Source organism: uncultured Phocaeicola sp. (assembly GCF_948499155.1).
Lineage (GTDB): Bacteria > Bacteroidota > Bacteroidia > Bacteroidales > Bacteroidaceae > Phocaeicola > Phocaeicola faecalis.
Map to the genome: position 1 here is coordinate 85,960 of NZ_CAOOSE010000014.1, position 21,719 is coordinate 107,678.

The 21,719-nt window shown below is 42.8% G+C and carries 12 protein-coding genes; 6 read left to right on the forward strand and 6 right to left on the reverse strand.

Annotation, left to right across the window (positions count from 1 at the left end; all coding sequences use genetic code 11):
• Window positions 1-24: 24 nt before the first annotated feature.
• Complete coding sequence (locus QYT14_RS11445) at window positions 25-1,518, reverse strand: RagB/SusD family nutrient uptake outer membrane protein (protein ID WP_288325933.1); 1,494 nt, start codon at window positions 1,516-1,518, stop codon at window positions 25-27.
• Between the two features lie 12 nt (window positions 1,519-1,530).
• Entirely contained in the window at window positions 1,531-4,572 is a 3,042-nt protein-coding gene (locus QYT14_RS11450; RefSeq protein WP_288325932.1) for a TonB-dependent receptor, read from the reverse strand.
• A gap of 184 nt (window positions 4,573-4,756) precedes the next feature.
• Here QYT14_RS11450 and QYT14_RS11455 point away from each other — a divergent pair, with 184 nt between their 5' ends.
• The gene (locus QYT14_RS11455; protein ID WP_288325930.1) at window positions 4,757-8,860 is read left to right on the forward strand and encodes a two-component regulator propeller domain-containing protein; all 4,104 of its coding nucleotides are present in this window, start codon (window positions 4,757-4,759) and stop codon (window positions 8,858-8,860) included.
• Here QYT14_RS11455 and QYT14_RS11460 read toward each other — a convergent pair.
• A complete protein-coding gene (locus tag QYT14_RS11460; RefSeq protein ID WP_237039537.1) occupies window positions 8,857-9,867 on the reverse strand; it encodes an ATP-dependent 6-phosphofructokinase in 1,011 nt (336 codons plus the stop codon). The genes QYT14_RS11455 and QYT14_RS11460 overlap by 4 nt on opposite strands.
• A 146-nt stretch (window positions 9,868-10,013) precedes the next feature.
• On the opposite strand from QYT14_RS11460, the gene QYT14_RS11465 reads away from it, so the two are divergent.
• Genes QYT14_RS11465 through QYT14_RS11475 form a run of 3 tightly spaced genes read left to right on the forward strand, consistent with a single transcriptional unit; the run spans window position 10,014 to window position 14,252 of the window.
• Window positions 10,014-11,519, forward strand: a complete 1,506-nt coding sequence (locus QYT14_RS11465; protein ID WP_288325928.1) for a GH3 auxin-responsive promoter family protein — start codon at window positions 10,014-10,016, stop codon at window positions 11,517-11,519.
• A 4-nt stretch (window positions 11,520-11,523) separates the two neighbouring features.
• Window positions 11,524-13,446 (forward strand): Ig-like domain-containing protein, encoded by a 1,923-nt coding sequence (locus tag QYT14_RS11470; RefSeq protein ID WP_288325927.1) that lies wholly within the window; start codon window positions 11,524-11,526, stop codon window positions 13,444-13,446.
• Window positions 13,443-14,252, forward strand: a complete 810-nt coding sequence (locus QYT14_RS11475) for a DUF3108 domain-containing protein (protein ID WP_288325926.1) — start codon at window positions 13,443-13,445, stop codon at window positions 14,250-14,252. The genes QYT14_RS11470 and QYT14_RS11475 overlap by 4 nt, the downstream gene beginning before the upstream one ends.
• A 186-nt stretch (window positions 14,253-14,438) precedes the next feature.
• Here the strand turns inward: QYT14_RS11475 and QYT14_RS11480 are convergent, their stop codons facing one another.
• Window positions 14,439-15,263: a hypothetical protein gene (locus QYT14_RS11480; protein ID WP_288325924.1), complete on the reverse strand. Its 825-nt coding sequence runs from the start codon at window positions 15,261-15,263 to the stop codon at window positions 14,439-14,441.
• A 176-nt stretch (window positions 15,264-15,439) separates the two neighbouring features.
• Between QYT14_RS11480 and QYT14_RS11485 the strand changes: the two genes are divergently transcribed.
• A complete protein-coding gene (locus tag QYT14_RS11485; RefSeq protein WP_288325922.1) occupies window positions 15,440-17,845 on the forward strand; it encodes an ATP-binding protein in 2,406 nt (801 codons plus the stop codon).
• A gap of 85 nt (window positions 17,846-17,930) precedes the next feature.
• On the opposite strand, the gene cysS is transcribed toward QYT14_RS11485, so the two are convergent.
• Complete coding sequence (gene cysS / locus QYT14_RS11490; protein WP_237039531.1) at window positions 17,931-19,412, reverse strand: cysteine--tRNA ligase; 1,482 nt, start codon at window positions 19,410-19,412, stop codon at window positions 17,931-17,933.
• 512 nt (window positions 19,413-19,924) lie between these two features.
• Here cysS and QYT14_RS11495 point away from each other — a divergent pair.
• Entirely contained in the window at window positions 19,925-20,149 is a 225-nt protein-coding gene (locus QYT14_RS11495; RefSeq protein ID WP_288325921.1) for a hypothetical protein, read from the forward strand.
• A gap of 348 nt (window positions 20,150-20,497) precedes the next feature.
• Here QYT14_RS11495 and mnmA read toward each other — a convergent pair whose 3' ends face one another.
• Window positions 20,498-21,544 carry a tRNA 2-thiouridine(34) synthase MnmA gene (mnmA, locus tag QYT14_RS11500; protein WP_288325920.1) on the reverse strand — a complete coding sequence of 349 codons (1,047 nt, stop codon included), beginning with the start codon at window positions 21,542-21,544 and terminating at the stop codon, window positions 20,498-20,500.
• Window positions 21,545-21,719: the final 175 nt, after the last annotated feature.

Here is a 21,719-nt window from a genome sequence, read left to right on the forward strand (position 1 = left end):
AGTCAGTCCCTTTGCTTTGCTATGTTATTCGGCTCCTTCGTATCCCGGATTTTGTCCCAAACTGCTATTAGCCTCTCTTTGTCGTTGCGGAATAGGATAAAGCACATGGAAAGGCTTTGCGTTCTTGCCTCTTGCTACTGCATCAGAAATGAATTTGCCATGTCTGATGAGGTCTTCTCTTCTCAGGCCTTCAGAGAAAAATTCCCTGCCTCTTTCTGCTAAGATAAAGTCTCTTAATGCTTCTTTACTGTTATAGTCGTTTAACGAAATCTCATCGGTCTTTGCTCTTTTTCTTATCATGTTGATGAGCGTGATACTTTCTTGATTGGGTCCTTGTTTCTCATTTAAAGCTTCTGCTTTACAGAGTAAGATATCTGCGTAACGAATATAAACAATATCATTACCGTTTGCTTCACCTACAGCATCAGGGTCCGGCCAATATTTAAAGCTTCTTACATTGTCCAAGGCAACGCCTTCTTCGTTTCTGAGTAATTCGACTTTCTCTCCACTTTGATCGGTGTAATTTGTGATAAGGACTTCCGTTCTATTGTCGTTGGGCAAGAAAGTTTCATAAAATGCGGTGTAAGTCCTGAACTGTGCACCAAAGTTGACCCAATTGGACTGAATCGGATAATTGGGAGGAAATGCATGCGGCATATAGTTATTGTGATAACCTGATTGGGCGATACAGGGAGTTCTATAGATATATTCCTTGTTATTTTCTCCTTCTATGGAAAACATCTTCTTGTAATTGTCATATAATGAATAATAATTCAAATCAATGACTTGTTGTGAGGTTGAGATGACATTGTCCCAATCCTTTTCATGCATATAAAGTTTGGTAAGAACGGCAAGAGCTGCACCTTTTGTCGCTTTTCCGATTGGGTTTTCTTCTATCGGCAGATTTTCAGCGGCAAAGGTCAGGTCAGCTACTAAATATTTGACGAAATCTTCCTGACTGGCGCGTGGGGTTGACTTGCCTATCTGTTCAATTTCATCGGGACTTGCATCTTTCGGAATTTCGATAATTGGAGTTGTTCCAAAGATATTATATAAGAAATAGTAGGATACGGCACGTATAAAACGAGCTTCTCCTTGTATTTTCTTTAGGTTTTCTTCTGAGACACCTTGTAGGCCTTCTGTGACGTTAAGCACAGAATTGGCACTGGCAATTGCCTCATACATTTTACCCCAGAAAGAATTTAAGATGGAATTGTCTACCGCCCAAATAAAGTTGATAAACGGAGCCGCATCACGTTCCAGTCCACCTCCTGTCTCGAAAGCAATATCGGTTGGAAACTCATTCATCAGGTAGGTATAGTTACGGCTGGAGTACTCGATAATTCTGGAACGTGCATAGGCACCGGCAAGCAGTGCATCAATACCTGACTGGTCTTGCAACATTGCATTGGGGTCATATTCTGTGTAAACTTTCTCTTCAAGAAAATCTGTACAGCTCATGGTGCCGCTTAATAATAATGATGCGGCAATGATATATATGTATTTATTTATTTTCATAGTGCTTTGTTTTTAGAATGTGATATTTACTCCAAATCTTACAGTACGTGCCAATGGATAACTATTATAGTTTACTTTAGAAACCTTATCGCTTCCTGATGCGCTTGCGTCAGGGTCGAAACCGTCATAGCCGGTGAATGTGAAAAGATTATCTATTGCTCCATAAATGGTGGCAGCCTGTATAATATTATTTTTTTTGATTGGTATGTCATAACTCAGATTTATGTTTTTAATGCGTACAAAAGAAGCATCTACTACTGTTAATGAGTTAATGGAATATTGTCCGCCATAATTAGAGGGATTTACTCCGCTGGGATATTTATTGGTTGGATTATTCTCAGTCCATCTGCCTGTATAGTATTTAGCTATTCGGTTACGATATTCATTGGTCGGGTAAAGTGTTTCAATGACATTTGCATCTAGTGTTTGTATACTCAGCACCCCTTGGACAAAAATGCTTAAAGAGAAATTTTTGTAACGGAGGCTATTCGTAAAGCCAAAGGTCACATCGGGGAAAGGTTTACCTAATACTACCCGGTCATTTGAAGTGATGGCATTGTCGCTATCCTGATTCTTGAACTTTAATTCACCTGGTTTGGCATTGGGCTGGGCAGAGCTGGCAATGTTATCGTCTTTTTGAAAGATTCCTTCCACTTCATAACCATAATATGAATAAATGGGGTCACCCACTCTGGTTATTTCATAACCGGAGATGAAGCTGGAAACAGAACCTGTTATCAATTCGGGAATAAATGCCGGAAGTTCCTTAACTCTGTTCTTTAGGAAAGAAAGGTTTAAAGAAGTATCCCATCCCCATGCTTTTGAGTTAATATTTACTGTGTTTAGTGTAAAGTCGATACCGGAATTACGAACTTTTCCCGCATTCACTTTTACGTTGCTGAATCCTATAGAAGAGGGCAACGGTTTGTTAAATAACTGGTCTTTTGTATCACGGATATAGAAGTCTAAACTACCTGTGATACGGTTATTAAAGAAGCCAAAGTCTACACCTATATTGGATTCTGCTGTTGTTTCCCATTTTAGTCCGGGATTAGGAAGCCTTGCCTGTACTACTCCTTGAGCGAGTGAGTTCCCAAAGACAGCAGAGCCTCCGGCAGAAAGAGTTTGGATGGTTTGATAGTTGGCGATACCTTGGTTGCCTAACTGTCCGTATCCGATGCGCAACTTTAAATCGCTGATATTTTCAAACTTCTTGATAAATGGTTCTTCCGACATTCTCCATGCAAAAGCCACGGATGGGAAGAAAGCATATTTATGGTCTTTGGAGAACCGTGAAGTTCCATCATAACGGAAAGATGCTGTAAGTAGATATTTATTCATAAAATCGTAGTTGATTCTGCCTAAGAAACCATTCAAGCGGTTGCGGTCTTTATAAGAATAAACATCATCTCCATTCAGGTTGTCTCCGCTATGCATATTGTTGAAACCTGTGACATCCGACAAGAAGCCTTTGGCTGTTCCTCTTACATATTGTGACAAGAACTGTTCGAATGTAGCACCGGCCAGAAAGGTTAGTTTATGAACGTCATTGAAATTCTTTTTATAACTCAATAAGAATTCTGCCAGCCATTGGGTATTTTCTCCACTTTTCTTTGAGGCTTCGCCCTTACTGGCCAATCCGTTGATAGTCTCTCTGCTTCTGTAGCTGGACTCGGTATAAGAATCGATGGTGGCACCTAATCTGGCTGTAAACACGAAATCTTTGAATGGCTCAATTTCTGTGGTGAATGTTCCATAAACACTATTCCCTTGTTTTTCAGGACTGATACCATATAAAAGTGCTTGTGGGTTGTCGAGTGCGATAAAGCTGTTTTTCCGATAACGTCCTGTTTCCGGGTCAATACCCGGAGCTAGAGTCGGGTCAAATTGCAGAGCAGAATTTATTGGGCCTGCGGCTTCATTGGCTCCGGTCATATTTTCATACGTAGATTTTCCATCGGTACGTGTATAGTTCATATTGAATTTAAAGCGTAAGAAGGTCTTTGGAGTAAAATTCATATTGGCTCTTACATTGTATTTCTTTAAACTAGAGAGTTTCACAACTCCTTGTTGGTCAAAATAGCTGAGTCCTAAATAATAGTCATGCTTATCGCTTCCGCCGGATATGGATAATTGATAGTTTTGTACCGGTGCAGAAACTCGGAAAATCTCATCCTGCCAGTTTGTACCTTTACCTACAGCTGCAATTTGCTCTGCTGTATAGATAGCTCCTTCGGGATTATTTGATTCCAAACGAAGGGCATTCAGTGTTTCCATATATTGTTTCCCATTGAGAACATCTATTGTTTTTGCTACAGACTGAAATCCTACTTCTGCGCCGAACTTTACGGTCATTTCTCCCTTGTTGCCACCCTTTGTCGTAATCAGTACGACGCCATTGGCTGCACGTGTTCCATAAATAGCTGCGGCTGAGGCGTCCTTTAATATTTCTATTGACTTAATATCGTTGGGGTTAATGGAAGAAGGATCTACCCCCGGAAGTCCGTCTACTACCACCAATGCAGAGTTGCTACTGTTAATGGAACCTGCACCGCGAATCTGTATCTTCGTTGAGGCACCTGGAGCAGAACTTGTCTGGCTGATATTTACACCGGCTGCTTTACCATTAATCATTTGAAAAGCATTTGTATTAACGCCTTCCGTAAATTTGCCTTCACCTACCGAGACAACAGAGCCGGTAATATCCTGTTTCTTTTGGATACCATAACCCACTACCACCACTTCGTCTAAGGTTTTCGAGTCTTCGACCATCTTGATGTCGAAATTCTTTTGATTTCCATTAAGAAAAATGTCTTGTGACTGATATCCTACATACGAGATGACTAATACATCTCCTTTGTTTACTTTGTCAAGAGAGAATGCACCATCTGCATTGGTGATGGTCCCATGAGCAGTTCCTTTGACAATTATACTGGCACCGATAATAGCTTCGTTGGACTTTTTGTCGACAACGCTACCGGTAATGTTAAATTGTTGTGCATGGGTGACCATGGCTACCAACAATAGAATGAGTGAAAGTGTGATTTTTTTCATTGTATATTATTTAAGTTACACATAAGGTTAATTAGTACTGGCAAATGTACGATTGAACTTATTTAAGGGAGATACATATTCTTTTCAGTTTGCATACACGTTTAATTCATTCCATGTTTTTGCGCTGATTTTCTTTGCTTTTTAAAGAAAATATAGTTCTTTTGCTTTCAATAATCTGATGCCAATGAAACGTCTTGCAATTCTTACCTTGTTATTTGTCGTGATAAACTTCTTGCTGTGTAATGGTTGTTATGCCTTTTTAAATCGTGACGTTCGTTTGCTGACTATACAAAATGGGTTGGCCGACAATAATGTCAACTGCATACATAAGGATAAAGATGGATTTATGTGGTTCGGAACTAATAACGGAATAAGCCGTTATGATGGTTCTTCCGTTAAGAGTTTTACGGTAGATTCGGTACCGTATATGAATGTTACAGGAATAAGCGAACTGTCTGAACATTGTTTGGGGATATTGGTTCAGAAGACACTTTGGGGTTTTAACAGGCTGACGGAACAATTCATTCCGATAGAGATGGCAGCAGAAGTGCCTAAACTGACGCAAGTTGCCATCAGTCATGATAAACAATGTTGGGCGATGAGTCGGGATTATTTGTATTTATTTGATGTTAAGGAGGAAACAGATGAAGAGGGGAATGTCATAAATCTTGTTTTAAATGTAAAAACAAAGGTTGGGGGATTGGTTCAGAAAAAGGATTATCTTGTTCGTTTTGCTTTTTCGCATGACAATGATGAGATTTACTTGGCCGACAACCATATTAACCTGATTACTTATAATGTGAAAAAGCAAGCTGTGACCGGGCAAGTTTCGTTAGCCGGTTGTATTCCAGTAAAAGAAAACTATAATATCAGTTCCATTTTAGACGGAGATGATATTATATGGATTTCTACTAAGGTGTATGGGCTGATTCGTTATTATAAGCGTACCGGACATATCTATCGTATTTCGTATGAAGGGGAGGGTAAACCGAATTTATTGTCGCATACGGATGTTTATGGGTTAGTTCCAATTAATAATGGCCGGTTGTTGGCTGTGACGTGGAATGGATATACTATCATAACTCCCGGCAGGGACTCTTCTGAAGGATTGACCACGAGTATCTATAATAATGTTTCACTTGTTAACCGGAATCTTGAGATACGCATGATTTCGGTATATTATGATTCACAGGGAATTTTGTGGATAGGGACGAATGGTGGTGGAGTGATGTATTCAGACTTGAGATTGCAGTATTTTAATCAATTTCATCAGGACAGGCATAATGAAATTTGCGGTATCACGGCAGATGATAAAGGATATATATGGTTGGCTACTTTTCATAAAGGCATAATGAAAAGCCGTAAACCTTTTAACCCATTGGAGATGCTTGATTTTGACACTGTGGGCAGTCGGGAAGTTAAAAGCCGGGAAACAGTGCTATGCTTGTTAAAAGATGGGGAAGGAAATGTTTGGTTCGGTAATCAGGACGGTACATTGTCGGTATATGATAAATCCGGTCTGTTTAGGAGCTATACTTTGTATCCGGATGGCTTGATGAATAAGTCTTCTGTGTGGTCTCTCTATATGGACTCGAAAAAGATTTTTTGGATTGGTACGGAAGGTGGCTTGTTGAGGTTTAATCCTGAAACCGGAGAGTGTTACCGGATAAAAGTCCGAAAGGCATCATTGACAGATTCTTATATTGATGTTCGTGCTATTTCAGAAACAAAAGATGGTAAGTTATGGCTGGGCTTGGAGACGAAAGGGTTGGCGCGCATCAACAATGACGGAGTTATGGAGGTCGGATATAATTCTTTGTTCGGACTACAGAATGTGTCTGTCCGGTCATTGCTTGCTTCTTCCGATGGGTTACTGTATGTGGGATATGAGAATGGTTTTGCAATAGTGAATCCGCGAACGGAGGAGATGAAAGACTTCTATACCACACACAATGGTCTGTGCAATAACTTTATAGGGTGTATCACCGAGGATGCCAAGGGCCAAATATGGCTTGGCTCCAATTCGGGGATTTCGCGTTATAGCCGTCATCAGAGATTGTTCTACCATTATTATATCTCAGGCAGTAACCGCACTGCGTTCTTACATGGTGATAATTTGTTCTTTGGTAATAATAAGAGTCTTACTTATTTCAATCCGGAGAATATCAATGCTTTTCCTTTCTCGGAGGTTGTTGCAGTTTCTACCTTGGAAGTTGGAAACAAGACGGTAAATATCGGGGAAGAGATAAACGGGCAGGTGATACTGAATAATAATTTGTTTTATACCAAGGAAATAGAATTGAATGACAGAAATCGTGATTTCTCGCTCACCTTTAATAATCTGTCTTATTCCGATGAGCAGCAGAAGCTTCGGTATCGGTTGTTTCCTTATCAAACGGACTGGATGATAGGCAACAGAGGTGAAAAGATATCGTATGCCAATTTGCGTGCAGGCGAGTATATGTTTGAAGTGCAGAATTTGTTTCCGGATGAGAAAATGGGTAAAATGACTTCTTTGAAGGTAGTTATTCTTCCACATTGGAGTGAAACGGTATGGTTTAAATTATCGCTGTTGGGATTGGCTCTCATGATTGTATTATGGACTATCAATCGGTTCCGGATTCGTCAAAAGAGATTGGAGCATGAGCTGCAATTGGAACATGAAGTTTTTACGGCCAACGTAGAACGAGACAAGGAGAAGCAGATACGGCTGGAGCGGGAGAACTTCTTTACCAATGCCTCACATGAGTTGCGTACGCCGCTGACTTTAATACTTTCGCCTTTGCAAGAATTGTTGCAGACATTAAGTTCGGCTGATGTAATTTATAAGAAACTGATTGTGGTTTATCGTAATGCCGCTTCATTGCATACATTGGTAGACCATTTACTTTATGTGCAGAAGATAGAGGCGGGCATGGTAAAGCTTCGCCTGTCTCAAACCGATATAGTGACTGTTGTGGAGGAAGTAGTGGACTCTTTTCGTCAGATTGCTGAGACAAAAGGGTTTGACTTCGATATTCAACTCCCTGCAGAGCCGTTGGTGTTATGGATAGATGTGGAGAAAATATCATCGGCCATCCGTAATTTATTGTCGAACGCCTTTAAATACACTTCTCCCCGGGGCCGTGTCATTTTACGCATGGAGCGGGTACAAATAGATGGACAGGCATTTTGCAAACTGACTGTTTCTGATACAGGTAAGGGAATACCCGAAGAGTTGCAGGAACGGGTTTTTGACTCTTTCATCACGGGTGACCAAGTTCCGATGCTCTCTACCAAAGTCGGTATCGGGCTGCGTATTGTAAAGAATACCATGGATTTGCATCATGGCTCTATCTCTTTGAAGAGTAGTCCGCAAGAAGGAAGTACGTTTGTATTGGCTATTCCTGAGGGAAATGCTCATTTTTCGGAAGATAAGTATGAACTGGTGGAAACACCGGTGAATGAGGAGACGGATATTCCTGTACCTGTAAGTTCCTCTGTTGCCGAGCAGAAAAAAGAGGCTGGAAACAAGAAAAGCCTTCTTATTATCGAAGACAACGAGGAGGTACGTGCCTATATATGCAGTTTGTTTTGCAAGAATTATACGTTGTATGAGGCTGCCAATGGAGAAGAAGGTGTCCGGATAGCTACGGAGAAGATTCCGAATCTTATTATATCGGACATCATGATGCCCGTCAAGGATGGATTTGTCTGTTGTCGTGAGATTCGGGAGCGGCCGTGCACTGCGCATATTCCTATTTTGATGTTGACTGCCAAGGCAGAAGATGCGGATATCCTGTATGGGTCTAAAGTGGGGGCGGACGATTATATACTGAAACCGTTTAATCCGGAAATACTGAAATCGAGGGTTGAGAATCTTATCTTGCAGCGCGAACGCCTGAAACGTATTTATACCAAAGCTTTGATGCTGAAGCAGAAGGAAACGAAACAGGGCGAGGCAGAAGAAGTGGCGGATGATTTCATGAAAGGGGTTATTCAGGTTATTGAGGCTAATCTGGCAGATGAAAACTTTAATGTGAAGATATTGGCGGAACAATTGAATATGAGCCAGCCTACTTTATATAGAAAGATAAAACAGCGTAGCGAACTGGCAGCGATAGATATCATCCGCAGTATCCGTATGAGCAAAGCTGCCTCTCTAATCATGGAGAACAGATACTCCATTCAGGAAATAGCAGAAATGGTAGGTTATAGCGACACCCGTACCCTCCGAAAACATTTCACTGAGCAATTCGGAGTGTCGCCATCCAAGTATATAGATAAACCTGAAATGCAAGGGAGCTAGCCGAAGCAGATTCCCATCCGTTTTCCTTGGACAATCAGGTCATGGTCTTCGTCCACCAATTTTAATTTGCCGGCTACTTCATCCAAAGGAACAGAGCCTATCTGAGCTCCTTGCAGGGAAACCATTCTTCCGAATTGTCCGGTGGCAATCAGTTCCGTAGCATGGCCTCCCATCCGGGTGGCTAGATTACGGTCGTATGGGGTGGGTGAGCCTCCGCGCTGGATATACCCCAAAACCGTTTCGCGTGTTTCGAATCCGGTTTCATATTCTATCTCTTCGGCTATGTATTCGGCGGCCTTTTTACCGTTGATGGTCTGGATGCCTTCTGCCACAACGACAATGGAGTAAGGCTTTCCCTTTTTCAACCTTTCGATAATTGTGTTGCCGATGTTATGGATATTATAAGGTAGTTCCGGGATGAGAATGACATCACCACCGCCTGCCATGCCTGAGTAAAGGGCAATCCATCCGGCCTTATGTCCCATCACTTCGATAACCATGACACGCTGGTGCGAACTGGCAGTCGAATGTAAACGGTCGATAGCGTCGGTTGCAATCGTTACAGCAGAATCAAACCCGAAAGACACGTCGGTTCCCCATACGTCATTGTCGATGGTTTTGGGGACAGACACCACATTGACGCCCGCTTGTGCTAGCTTGGCGGCTGTTTTTTGTGTACCGTTCCCACCGATGCAGACAATGCAGTCCAATCCCAGGTCATGGATATTCTTCAACATTAATGCCGGTTTGTCTTCGGAAGCGGCAGACAGACGTTTTTTAAATGGTTTCTCACGTGAAGTTCCAAGAATGGTTCCTCCTAAATTGAGCAAACCTGATAACGATTTTTCTGTCAAAGGTTCTATATCGTTGTCCAATAAGCCTCGAAATCCGCTTCGGATTCCAAAAACTTCCATGCCGTAGTGATTTATGGCTGTTTTACAAACTCCTCTGATAGTGGCGTTTATTCCGGGACAGTCTCCTCCTGATGTCAAAATTCCTATCTTCATAGCCGTTGATGTTAAGTTGTAAACGTGCGTAAAGATAAGAAAAAATAAAAGTAATGCAGAAAACTATAAAAAAAATAATGTTATAAGGCTTATTAATACAGAAAAGGTTAATTTTGCAGGATATAACGAATTGTATATTAACGGAAATGAATTCGACCAGACTAATTAGTACACTATTCAAACCCCGACAGACAGCTACGGCATTGTATGCCACTCAAGCTGAAGCTATTCAGGCAAAGGTTTTTGACCGTCTTATCAAAGACGCTGCCAATACGAAATGGGGATTGGAGTATAGCTATAAAGACATAAAGAGTTATCAGGATTATCAACGTGTTCCTTTACAGACTTACGAGGAAATAAAGCCCTATGTGGAGCGTATGCGCCGGGGAGAAAAAAATGTATTGTGGCCGGGTGAAGTCATCTGGTTTGCAAAGTCTTCGGGCACGACCAATGATAAGAGTAAATTTATTCCTGTCAGCAAAGAAGGATTGCATGATATCCATTATGCCGGCGGTATGGATGCCGTCGCGCTTTATTTACAGCAAAATCCCAATAGCCGTTTCTTCTCGGGAAAAGGGCTGATTTTGGGAGGTAGCCATGCTTCCAATTATAATCTGAAGCGGAGCTTGGTGGGTGACTTGTCTGCCATTCTGATTGAGAACGTCAATCCATTGGTTAACCTTATTCGTGTGCCCGAAAAGAAAATCGCACTGTTAAGCGACTTTGAGGAAAAAGTGGAGAAGATTGCCCGCAGCACGATGAACAAGAATGTGACCAACTTGTCGGGAGTGCCTTCGTGGATGTTGGCTGTTGTCAGACATATCATGGAAATCAAGGGGACAGATAATCTGGCGGAAGTATGGCCTAATCTGGAAGTGTTTTTTCATGGAGGAGTGGCATTTACCCCTTACCGCGAACAGTACAAGCAGATTATTCGCAGTGATAAAATGCACTACATGGAGACTTATAATGCCAGTGAAGGTTTCTTCGGATTACAAAATGATTTCGATGATCCTGCCATGATGTTGATGATTGACTATGGGGTATTCTATGAATTTATTCCGATGGAAGAGATAGAAAACGAAAACCCCCATATCATTCCTTTGGCAGATGTGGAACTGAACAGGAATTATGCGATGGTCATCAGTACATCTTGCGGATTGTGGCGTTATATGATTGGTGATACGGTGAAGTTTACGAGTAAGCATCCTTATAAATTTGTCATCACGGGCCGCACCAAGCATTTTATCAATGCTTTTGGTGAAGAGCTGATGGTGGACAATGCCGAACAGGGGTTGGCAAAGGCATGTGCCGCTACCGGTGCACAAATCACAGATTACTCCGCTGCTCCTGTTTTCATGGATGCCAATGCCAAATGCCGTCATCAGTGGTTGATAGAATTTGCAGTCATGCCAGACTCTTTAGAGAAATTTAGCAAGGTACTCGATGCCTCTTTACAAGAAATTAACTCCGATTACGAAGCAAAACGACATAAAAACCTTACCTTGCAGCCCTTGGAAATTATTGTAGCCCGTCCCAACCTGTTCCATGACTGGTTGAAAGAGAAAGGCAAGTTGGGAGGACAACACAAAGTACCTAGGCTGAGCAATACGCGTGAATATATAGAAGAAATGCTAAGCTTGAACAAGTAAAGAAATGAATTGGAATAGACATAAATTACCTGCTTTGCTGATGTTGATGATTGTGGTGTACTCATGCGCCAGCATGGGAAACCCCGACGGTGGTCCGTATGATGAAGAGCCGCCAAAGTTTGTCAGGAGTACCCCCAAACCATTTGCCATCAATAGTAAAGAGAAAAAAGTAACCATTGAATTTGATGAATTTATCAAGCTGGAAAAGGCTGCGGAGAAGGTGGTAGTATCTCCTCCCCAGTTGGAACAGCCCGAAATCAAAGCCAGTGGAAGGAAAGTAGTGGTAGGATTGGTGGATTCGTTAAAGCCGAATACTACTTATACTATCGATTTCGCGGATGCTATTGTCGATAACAACGAGGGTAATCCGTTGGGTAATTATGCCTTTACCTTTTCCACCGGTACGACTATCGATACAATGGAAGTATCGGGGACAGTGCTCGGCGCTTCAGATTTGGAGCCGGTGAAGAATATCCAGGTAGGTCTGCACTCTGACTTGAGTGACAGTGCCTTTATGAAGAAACCATTCGACCGCGTATCCCGTACAGACAGTCGCGGACACTTCTCCATTCGTGGCATCGCTCCCGGCAAATATCGTATTTATGCCTTAATGGATGGTAATCAGAATTATTTATTCGATTCCAAGACCGAGATGATTGCTTTCAGCGATTCCATTATCATACCTGCCATGGAGGATGCCATGCGCCAAGATACGATTTGGAAGGATTCACTGACCATCGATACCATTAAGAGTGTGGGATACACCCGTTTCCTGCCGGATGATATTATACTGAGAGCGTTTAAGGAAGAAAATGACCGCCAATACCTTACTCGCAGCGAACGTGATAAAGAGAATCATTTTGTTCTTACTTTCAGTGCGCGGGCAGATACGCTTCCCACGCTGAAGGGATTGAACTTTGATGAACGGGATGCTTTTATCATCGAGAAGACCGACCGCAACGACTCTATCTGCTATTGGATTAAAGACTCGTTGATATATCAGATGGACACGCTCGAAATTCAGATGGATTACTTGGCAACGGATACATTGGACCGTCTTGTGCCGCAGACTGATACACTCTTTCTGGCAAATAAGTTGACTCGTGCGGAGCGGGAGAAACTGGAAGCCAAAGCAGCCGAAGAGAAGGAAAAGGAACGTAAGAAGAAGGAAAAGAAAGGAGAAACGATTGAGCCGGAACCTACCAAGTTCCTTACACTGAATGTGGATGCCCCTTCTGCTTTCGACCTTGATAGAAATGTATATCTGTCGTTCGATGAGCCTGTGGCAAGCATTGATACGGCGGCCATTCACATGGAAATAAAGAAAGACAGCCTGTGGGAAGAAATTCCATTTATGTTTGTGGCGGACTCCGTGATGCCCCGCAAGTATGAAATATTGGCGGAGTGGGAACCCGAAAAGGAATATCAGCTGTCGATAGACTCGATGGCCTTTAGGGGAATGTATGGCTTGCATACCAATAAGGTGAAGCAGACCATGAAGGTGAAAAAACTGGATGAATATGGAACTATCTTGCTGAATATTACCGGTGCCGATTCCACAGCAGTGGTAGAGTTGCTGGATGGAAGCGGCAAAGTGTTGCGCCGGCAACGGATAACTCCTCAGAATACGGCGGATTTCTATTATCTCAATCCCGGAACGAAATTCTATATCCGTCTGTTCAATGACCGGAACGGTAACGGAGTCTGGGATACCGGAAAATATTCGGAGCATTCGCAGCCTGAAGAAGTCTATTATTTCCCGAAGGTATGGGAGATGAAGGCAAACTTTGAGTTTGAGGAAAATTGGGATATCAATGCGGTCCCGGTTGAAAAACAGAAATTGGATGAAATAAAGAAGCAGAAGCCGGAAGAGACGAAGAAGATACAGGACAGAAACAAAGAAAGAGCTAGAAAACTAGGCCGATGAAAAAAATAATATCCATACTATTGTGCTCTTGGTTCATTATGTGTACCGCGGGAGCGCAGTGTGCTGCAAAGAATGAAGCTATACAAGCGGGCGAACTGTTGACTTATGACCTTAAGTTCAACTGGAAATTCATCTGGAAAGATGCCGGTGTCGCCCGGATGGATATGCAGGCAGTGACTTATCAGGGCAAGCCTTGTTTCCGCACCAATTTGGTGGCCGTCACGAATGGTATGGTTGATTTCTTTTTCAAGATGCGTGATACGCTGACTTGTATCACGACCAATCGGTTGGAGCCTCTTTATTTCCGTAAAGGAGCAGAGGAAGGTGACCGCTATACAGTGGACGAAGTATGGTTCAGCTATAAAGGTGATAAATGTATTGCCGACCAGCGCAGGATGCGTCGTGGTCGTGACACGGTGAAGACGCGTGACGAAAGCAAAGGATGTATATTTGATATGCTGAGCATTCTGATGCAGGCGCGTTCTTTCGATGTCGATGATTACACGGTGGGACAGAAAATTATTTTCCCGATGGCCACCGGAACCAAGATAGAAGACCAGACGTTGATTTATCGTGGGAAGAAGGTATTTAAGGCGGAAGGCGGAGTGAAATATCGTTGCCTTGTCTTTTCGTTGGTAGAGTATAAAAAGGGAAAAGAGAAAGAGGTGATTACCTTTTATATCACCGATGATAAAAACCATTTGCCCGTGCGCTTGGACCTTTATCTGAACTTTGGCTCCGCAAAGGCATTTCTGAAAGAAATAAAAGGAAACAGGCATCCGCTGACATCTATTGTCGAGAAGTGAAGGTGACTGCCATGTGGTCGGAGGTGGGTTGTGTCAAAACGTGGATAATGCTGTCGTTTCGCTCGCCCGAAAACAGTTTACTTTGTGTCTTCGGGCAGGCAAACCCTGCCCCTACAGCTGACGATGGGATAGGTCGGTTTAGTTTTGACACACTCCCGAATGTATACAGAGTAAAGCCCCTTTGCCTTATTCATCAAAGAGTTTGGCTTTTCTGGAAACCAGTCTCAAGGTGATTTTTCCTTCATTGATTATCCTTAAGATGTCTTCTCCACCTTTATTAACCTTGCATAGAGAAATCTTCGGTCCCATGATTTTATCAATGCGTACTTCTCCTACTTTATCTTCCATATAATTACCGTCAATCATCCCGTCTTCCATTACATCAAACCGCTGGCCTTCCTTTATCGGATCATCATATCCCAGATTGATATAAACTGTTTTAGCTTTTTTCCCATTATCTCCGGCAAGTTTCAAGATGCTGCCATAAACCTTAAAGTAATTCTCCACAAAGTTTCTCATTTCATACGGCATACCCAACAGTGAATGTTCCAACGCTGCAAACTGGCTCGCATCTTTGCCCGAAGACGAACCGGTTTCTTCATAAACCCTTGTACCGATAGTGGTTCCGTCACTGGTGCGAATCAAGTCCAACTGTAGCTTGAACTTTTCTTTGAAACTGTTCTCGCGGCTGTGATAGCGGCGATGCGAACTTCCATCGTCAGTAGCCTCGCGTGATACTAAATTTCCGCGTAGCAGATACTCGGCCCGGAAACGGCGTGCGTCTTCCAATGGACTCAGATTGAGGTCGGCGCCTACAGCCATCGCATCAACAATATTTACACGATTTGTTTGCTGTATGCCGTCCAATACAACACTCCGAATGGCATTGAGCACTTTATTGGGAACTTTGATTTCACTATTGAAATCATCTATATAAATCGTGTATTTCTGTGCGGATATCCCTAGGGATACCAGTAGTAACAGGCAGATTAATAGGACTTTGTCTTTCATTGCGTTATGGATTTGCAGGGTTTGTAATGCAGTTGTTTCACGAAATTAAAGATATTGTTGCTCATTTGCAAATGAATAGGGTTAAAAATACCCATTAAGGGAGTTATTTTTGGAATAAAATGATTGAGTGACTGATATAATGTTTATCTTGCATCTTTAAAAGCAGGAAATAAAGTATGAATAAGGTTGAAGAAGATAATATTAGGTTACAGCAGCTGGTCTCAATAGCCCGGATGGGGTGGTGGGAGGCCGACTTTAATGAAGGAGTTTATTATTGCTCAGATTTTGTGGCAGATTTGTTAGGTATCGAAGGGGGAAAGATTTCATTTTCGGATTTTGGAAATTTAATCTGTGCAGATTACAGGGAACGGGTGCTTGCAGAGTTCCGTTCGTTTAAGATGATGGACATCTATGAGCAAGTCTTTCCTATTCATACTAAGTACGGTGTCATGTGGGTAAGCACTAAAGTCGGTGACAAGCGGATTACTGATGATGGGCACGTTCGTATAATGGGCATGCTGCAATGTGTTTCGCGCCAGCGTATGAGTATGCAGGAAGATACGGTTGTCCGGCTGAATGATTTGCTGTATCGGTTGAACGGCATTTCCCGTTCTTTGTTGGATTTTCTTCATTCAGACGATGTGACGGGAGTCATTGATAAAATTTTGCGTGACGTGCTTTTCCAGTTTAAAGGAGACCGGACTTATATTGTCGAATATGATAAAATCAGTCATCTGCAAAGTTGTGTCCATGAGATTGTGGCCGAAGGAGTTGCGCACGAAAAGCGTTTTCAGTCCATTGAACCCATAGCATACGGCAGTTGGTGGGACACGCAACTGTTTTCGGGTATTCCTGTCATCCTCTTTACCTCAGATTCCATTCCCGCCGATGCGGTGGAAGAGAGGATGCGTCTGGCTGCCGCAGGAGTAAAATCCGTCATGGCAGTTCCCCTGAACTCCAAAGACGGAGTGTGGGGGTATATGGGAATTGAGATTATGAAGGAGTTTCGTGAATGGAGAAACGAAGATTATCAGTGGTTTGCTTCACTGGCGAATATCATCAGTATTTGTGTGGGATTGTATAAGGCAGAATCCGAGGCCTCGTTTGAACAACAGTATTTCCGCGATATTTATAAGAATATTCCTGTAGGTATCGAACTATACGACCGGGAGGGTACATTGGTGGATATCAATGATAAGGACCTTGAAATCTTTGGAATGACCTGTAAAGAAGATGTACTGGGAATCAATTTGTTTGCCAACCCGATGCTGTGTGACAACTGGGAGGATATGCTGAAAGAAGGAAAGTCTTTCAACTTTGGCTTTGAATATGATTTTGACCGGATAGGCGACTACTATAAAACACTAAAGCAGGGGCGGATAGAACTGATTTCAAAAGCCATTCCTATCCTGGACTCGTCGGGCAATCTGGTGAATATTCTGATTACTAATATAGACAACACGGAGACGAATAATGCGCATCATAAGATACAGGAATTTGAAGAGTTCTTTACGCTGGTGGGGGATTATGCCAAGGTGGGATATGCTCATTTCAATGCCTTGACGCGTGACGGTTATGCTGTCAGCAGTTGGTATAGGAATGTCGGTGAGAAAGAGGGGACCCCTCTTTCCCAAATTATCAAGATACATTCCCACTTCCATCCTGACGACCGTCGGGTGATACTCGCTTTCTTTGAGCAAGTATTGGACCGTACAGCCACCCATTTGCGCCACGATGTCCGTATCTTGCGGGAAGGCGGGAATTATACGTGGACACGGATTAATGTCATGGTGCGTGATTTCCGTCCCGAAGACGGTATTATTGATATGGTATGTATCAATTATGATATCACAGAACTGAAGGAAACGGAAATGATGCTGATAAAGGCGAAAGAAAAGGCAGAGAACCTGGACCGTTTAAAATCGGCTTTTCTTGCCAATATGAGTCATGAGATTCGTACTCCCCTGAATGCCATTGTTGGTTTCTCCGACCTGCTCATTCAGGCAGAGGACAAAGAAGAGCGTTCACAATATATGTCTATTGTGCACGAAAATACGGAGCTTTTGTTGCAGTTAATCTCTGATATTCTGGATTTGTCGAAGATTGAATCAGGCACTTTCGATTTTGTAGGAAGCACTGTCGATGTAAATGCGCTCTGTAGTGAGATAGTCTACTCACTGCGGATGAAGACACCGGCAGGGGTGGAACTTCGTTTTGAAGACCATTTGCCGCAATGTACACTTTATGTTGATAAGACCAGACTCACACAGGTGCTGTCCAATTTTATTAATAATGCATTAAAGTTTACGGTTCAGGGCAGTATTTCTTTGGGATACCATGAAGTGGGGAAAAATCGTTTGAAGTTTTACGTACGCGATACAGGAGTGGGTATTCCTGCAGACAAGGTGGATTCTGTTTTTGAACGATTTGTCAAGTTAAACAGTTTTGTTCACGGAACAGGGCTCGGACTTTCCATCTGTAAGAGCATAGTGGAGCAGATGGGAGGAAATATCGGAGTGGATTCTATAGAAGGGGAGGGCTCCTGTTTCTGGATTGTCATTCCCAAAGGGCAAGAAAAATAAGTTGTCTGTATATTATATATGGAGGGTGTCAAAATGAAAACGACATTTTAACACCCTCAGCTGAAATAAGGATAGAGACATCAACTTACTTGTTCAATTTCCAAGTAAATCCGTCTTTTGTATCTTTCACTTCAAAACCCAAAGCGGCCAGTTCGTCGCGAATCTTGTCGCTGGTAGCCCAGTCTTTATTGGCTTTCGCCTGCATACGTTGTTCCAGCAGCATATCCACCACTTTTCCGTAAGCCTCTTCACGAGCCTCGTTGTTGGCCGTTTCTTCTTTCAAACCGAGAATTTCGTACATGAAAAGAGGGAATAAGCTTTTCAGTTCTTCCAAGTCTTCTTCCGAAATAGTCGCTTTTTTGTCGAGAACCGTATTAATCATTCGTGCTCCGTCAAACAGATGAGCGATGACAATCGGTGAGTTGAGGTCATCATTCATCGCTTCATAGCATTTGGCACGAAGCTCTTTCACGCCATCGATGCCGGTAGTTTGTTTACCCGGAGTGATGCGGTCCAATCCTTTCACAGCCTCTTGCAGGCGTTGCAATCCTTTTTCTGCAGCTTGCAAGGCCTCATTGCTGAAGTCTACCGTGCTGCGATAGTGTGCCTGAAGGATGAAGAAGCGGATGGTCATCGGGCTATATGCTTGGGTGAGCAGTTCATGCGACCCGTTGAAGAATTCATCCAGGTTAATAAAGTTATGGTAAGATTTACCCATCTTCTGTCCGTTGATGGTAATCATGTTATTGTGCATCCAATAGTGAACCATATCGTCTCCCTGCGAAGCCACACTTTGTGCAATTTCACATTCGTGGTGCGGGAAAATCAGGTCCATGCCCCCACCGTGGATGTCGAAATGTTCACCCAGATATTTCTTACCCATAGCAGTACATTCGCAATGCCATCCGGGGAAACCGTTGCTCCATGGGCTGGGCCAGCGCATGATATGTTCCGGTTGGGCTGCTTTCCACAGGGCGAAGTCGGCAGGATTATGCTTTTCACTTTGTCCGTCCAATTCTCGGGTTGTGTTCAGCACATCGTCCAGATTACGTCCCGACAGCTTGCCGTAGTGATGGTCTTTGTTGTATTTTGCTACATCGAAGTAGACAGAGCCTTCACTTTCGTAAGCATATCCGTTTTTCATAATTTCTTCCACCAAACGGATTTGTTCGATGATATGTCCTGAAGCATGTGGCTCAATGCTGGGCGGAAGCACGTTGAGGGCTTCCATTGCTTTGTGGTAACGGTTCAGGTAATACTGCACCACTTCCATCGGTTCCAGTTGTTCAAGACGTGCTTTTTTTGCAATCTTGTCTTCACCTTCATCGGCATCATGTTCCAAATGGCCCACGTCAGTAATGTTACGCACATAGCGCACTTTATATCCCAGATGGGTGAGATAACGGAACAGGATATCGAATGTGATAGCCGGGCGAGCATGTCCCAAATGGGCATCACCGTATACTGTAGGGCCGCACACATACATACCTACATGGGGTGCATGGAGGGGAACAAAAAGTTCCTTTCTGCGACTTAATGTATTGTAAATGGTTAGTTTATTTTCCATAATTCATCCAATTAGAAATGCAAAGGTATAAATTAATGTGTGGAATAGGCAAACAATTAACAAAAAAAACGGATTCAGTATCACAATATATGAGGGAAAGTATATGCGATTGTGCAAAAGTTCTTGCGTAAATTTAATATGTCTGCCCATTACATCAATCCGTGGTCATTCGATGCCGGTATCAAATATGCGTTGGGTGTTCTCTCACCCTCTCACCCACATCTCCTTATCCCTGATGAATAGAGGGTTTCAGGGGTGAGAGATGAGGGTGAGAGATGGACAAAAAGGTGAGAACAGTTCTCTCATTTTGGGCAAAAAACGTATTTTGTGCATTCTTTCTTATACAAGTTGACACACATGGGCGTTGCTTCTTTCTGTTGCGTATGTCGCTGTTGCACAATGACTGCTTTCGCGTCGGTTGTTTCACTCTTTCAAACAAAGTGTTTCAACAGCCTGAAACACTTTGTTTGATGTCGTGAAACACTTTGTTTGACAGGATAAAACACTCTGTTATGCAGGCTGAAACACTTCATGCCGACGGAAGCGCGCGTGCACACGTATGTGGAAAAGTGTGCACACAGGGATACCGAAAATATACATTATTAGTCGAAAATAAGAGCTATGCTCTCATCTATCACCCCATCCCTCACCCTTATCTCTCACCACTGAAACACTTTATTCATCGGCTTCTTGATGATGCAGGTGAGAGGGTGAGAGCAAAATATGCTTTCTTGTGATAATTGTAGTTGTTTTTTGCACTTTTTGTTTTGAAATAAAGATGGAAGAGTTTTTTTAAAAGACCTAAGTCTTTTCCTGAAAGTCCAAAGTGTTTTAGTAAAAGACCTAAGTCTTTTTGAAAAACTCTTAGGTCTCTTTTTGAAACACTTTGGTCTTTTTCCGTTCTATGAAGCATTTATGCTTATGCAACTCAGTATAGTGAGTTTGTACCAAATGCAGAATATTATACCTTAGTTGGTAATCCTAAGTTTAATATTTATGATGGTAAGTTCTTAGGAGAAGATTATAATACTCTCAATACTCCGTTGACTGCTATTGATTATTCAAGCAGACATACAGGTCTGTCCCTATAAGATAATTCCTCCTCCCAACACCACGTCTTCTCGATAAAAAGCGGCTGCCTGTCCGGTGGCAATGGCGGTAAGCGGCTCGTGCAGTTGCACGTGGAGCGTATTGTCCGCTTGCAGTGTCACTGTGCACCGATTAGCTTGCTTGCGATAGCGTATTTTCACAATCACATCGTCCTTGCAGAGCAATGCGTCAGGATTTGTGATATTCCAGTCTTTCAATGTCATTTCTGTTTTTTCCAACGCTTTTAAATCACTTAATATCACTTTGTTTTCTTCGGGAAATATCTCTTTTACGAAGACGGCACGGTTTAAATCAATCCCCAATCCCCGTCGCTGACCGATGGTATAGAAAGGATAACCTTCGTGCCATGCAATGAAGTTTCCTGTTTCATCGAAAAATTTGCCGGGCTTAATGCTATTTTCCGGCAGCTCGCGGCGTAAAAACGTGCGATAGTCCATGGGACAGAAGCACACTCCCAGACTGTCACGTTTGCGGGCTGCCTTCAAGAAACCTCGTTCTTCGGCTATTTCGCGGACACGGGTTTTGGTGAGTTCCCCCATCGGGAGCAACATCCGTTGCAGGATATCTTGTGGAAGCCCCCATAAAAAGAACGACTGTTCTTTGTCAGGGTCTGCTCCGGCAGTGATGTGGTAAAATCCGTCGATGAAACGCTTGCGGACATAGTGACCGGTAGCAAAATGATAGATACCCAATTCGTCGGCCAACTGTTGTAGAAGTGGCCATTTGAGGTAATTGTTACAGAGCGTGCAAGGCACAGGGGTATGCCCGGCCATGTATTCGCGGATAAAATAATCAATGATTGTCTTTCGGAATATATTGCGAACGTCGTAGGTGATATGCTTGATTTTCAGTTGTTCACATAAAGTCCGTGCATCGTCCAAATATTCCGTATCTCCTTCTTTTTCATAAAAACGAAAAGTGACACCGGTCACTTCGTACCCGGCATCCTGTAACAGTAAGGCGGCAACGGAGCTGTCCGTTCCTCCACTCATTCCCAGTAGAACTTTATTGTTTGGCTTCATTGGGACAAAGATACGAAATCAAAATGAGTTCTTCACGGCTGTGAAGAAGCAATATCGAATGGCTCGTCTGACAAAGGGAATAGGATGAAAAAACATAGGCTTTACTCTTTGCCGGTCAGCTTCTTTATTTCCTCCCTCATTTGCCTGATGGCCGTGGATTGCACCTTCGGCTCTT

Excerpts from the sequence above, each read along its gene's own strand:
- QYT14_RS11450 (WP_288325932.1), bottom strand. The coding sequence starts at position 4,572 with ATGAAAAAAATCACACTTTCACTCATTCTATTGTTGGTAGCCATGGTC.
- QYT14_RS11445 (WP_288325933.1), bottom strand. The coding sequence starts at position 1,518 with ATGAAAATAAATAAATACATATATATCATTGCCGCATCATTATTATTA.
- QYT14_RS11460 (WP_237039537.1), bottom strand. The coding sequence starts at position 9,867 with ATGAAGATAGGAATTTTGACATCAGGAGGAGACTGTCCCGGAATAAAC.
- QYT14_RS11480 (WP_288325924.1), bottom strand. The coding sequence starts at position 15,263 with ATGAAAGACAAAGTCCTATTAATCTGCCTGTTACTACTGGTATCCCTA.
- QYT14_RS11475 (WP_288325926.1), top strand. The coding sequence starts at position 13,443 with ATGAAAAAAATAATATCCATACTATTGTGCTCTTGGTTCATTATGTGT.
- QYT14_RS11455 (WP_288325930.1), top strand. The coding sequence starts at position 4,757 with ATGAAACGTCTTGCAATTCTTACCTTGTTATTTGTCGTGATAAACTTC.
- QYT14_RS11470 (WP_288325927.1), top strand. The coding sequence starts at position 11,524 with ATGAATTGGAATAGACATAAATTACCTGCTTTGCTGATGTTGATGATT.
- mnmA (WP_288325920.1), bottom strand. The coding sequence starts at position 21,544 with ATGAAGCCAAACAATAAAGTTCTACTGGGAATGAGTGGAGGAACGGAC.
- cysS (WP_237039531.1), bottom strand. The coding sequence starts at position 19,412 with ATGGAAAATAAACTAACCATTTACAATACATTAAGTCGCAGAAAGGAA.
- QYT14_RS11465 (WP_288325928.1), top strand. The coding sequence starts at position 10,014 with ATGAATTCGACCAGACTAATTAGTACACTATTCAAACCCCGACAGACA.
- QYT14_RS11485 (WP_288325922.1), top strand. The coding sequence starts at position 15,440 with ATGAATAAGGTTGAAGAAGATAATATTAGGTTACAGCAGCTGGTCTCA.
- QYT14_RS11495 (WP_288325921.1), top strand. The coding sequence starts at position 19,925 with ATGCAGGCTGAAACACTTCATGCCGACGGAAGCGCGCGTGCACACGTA.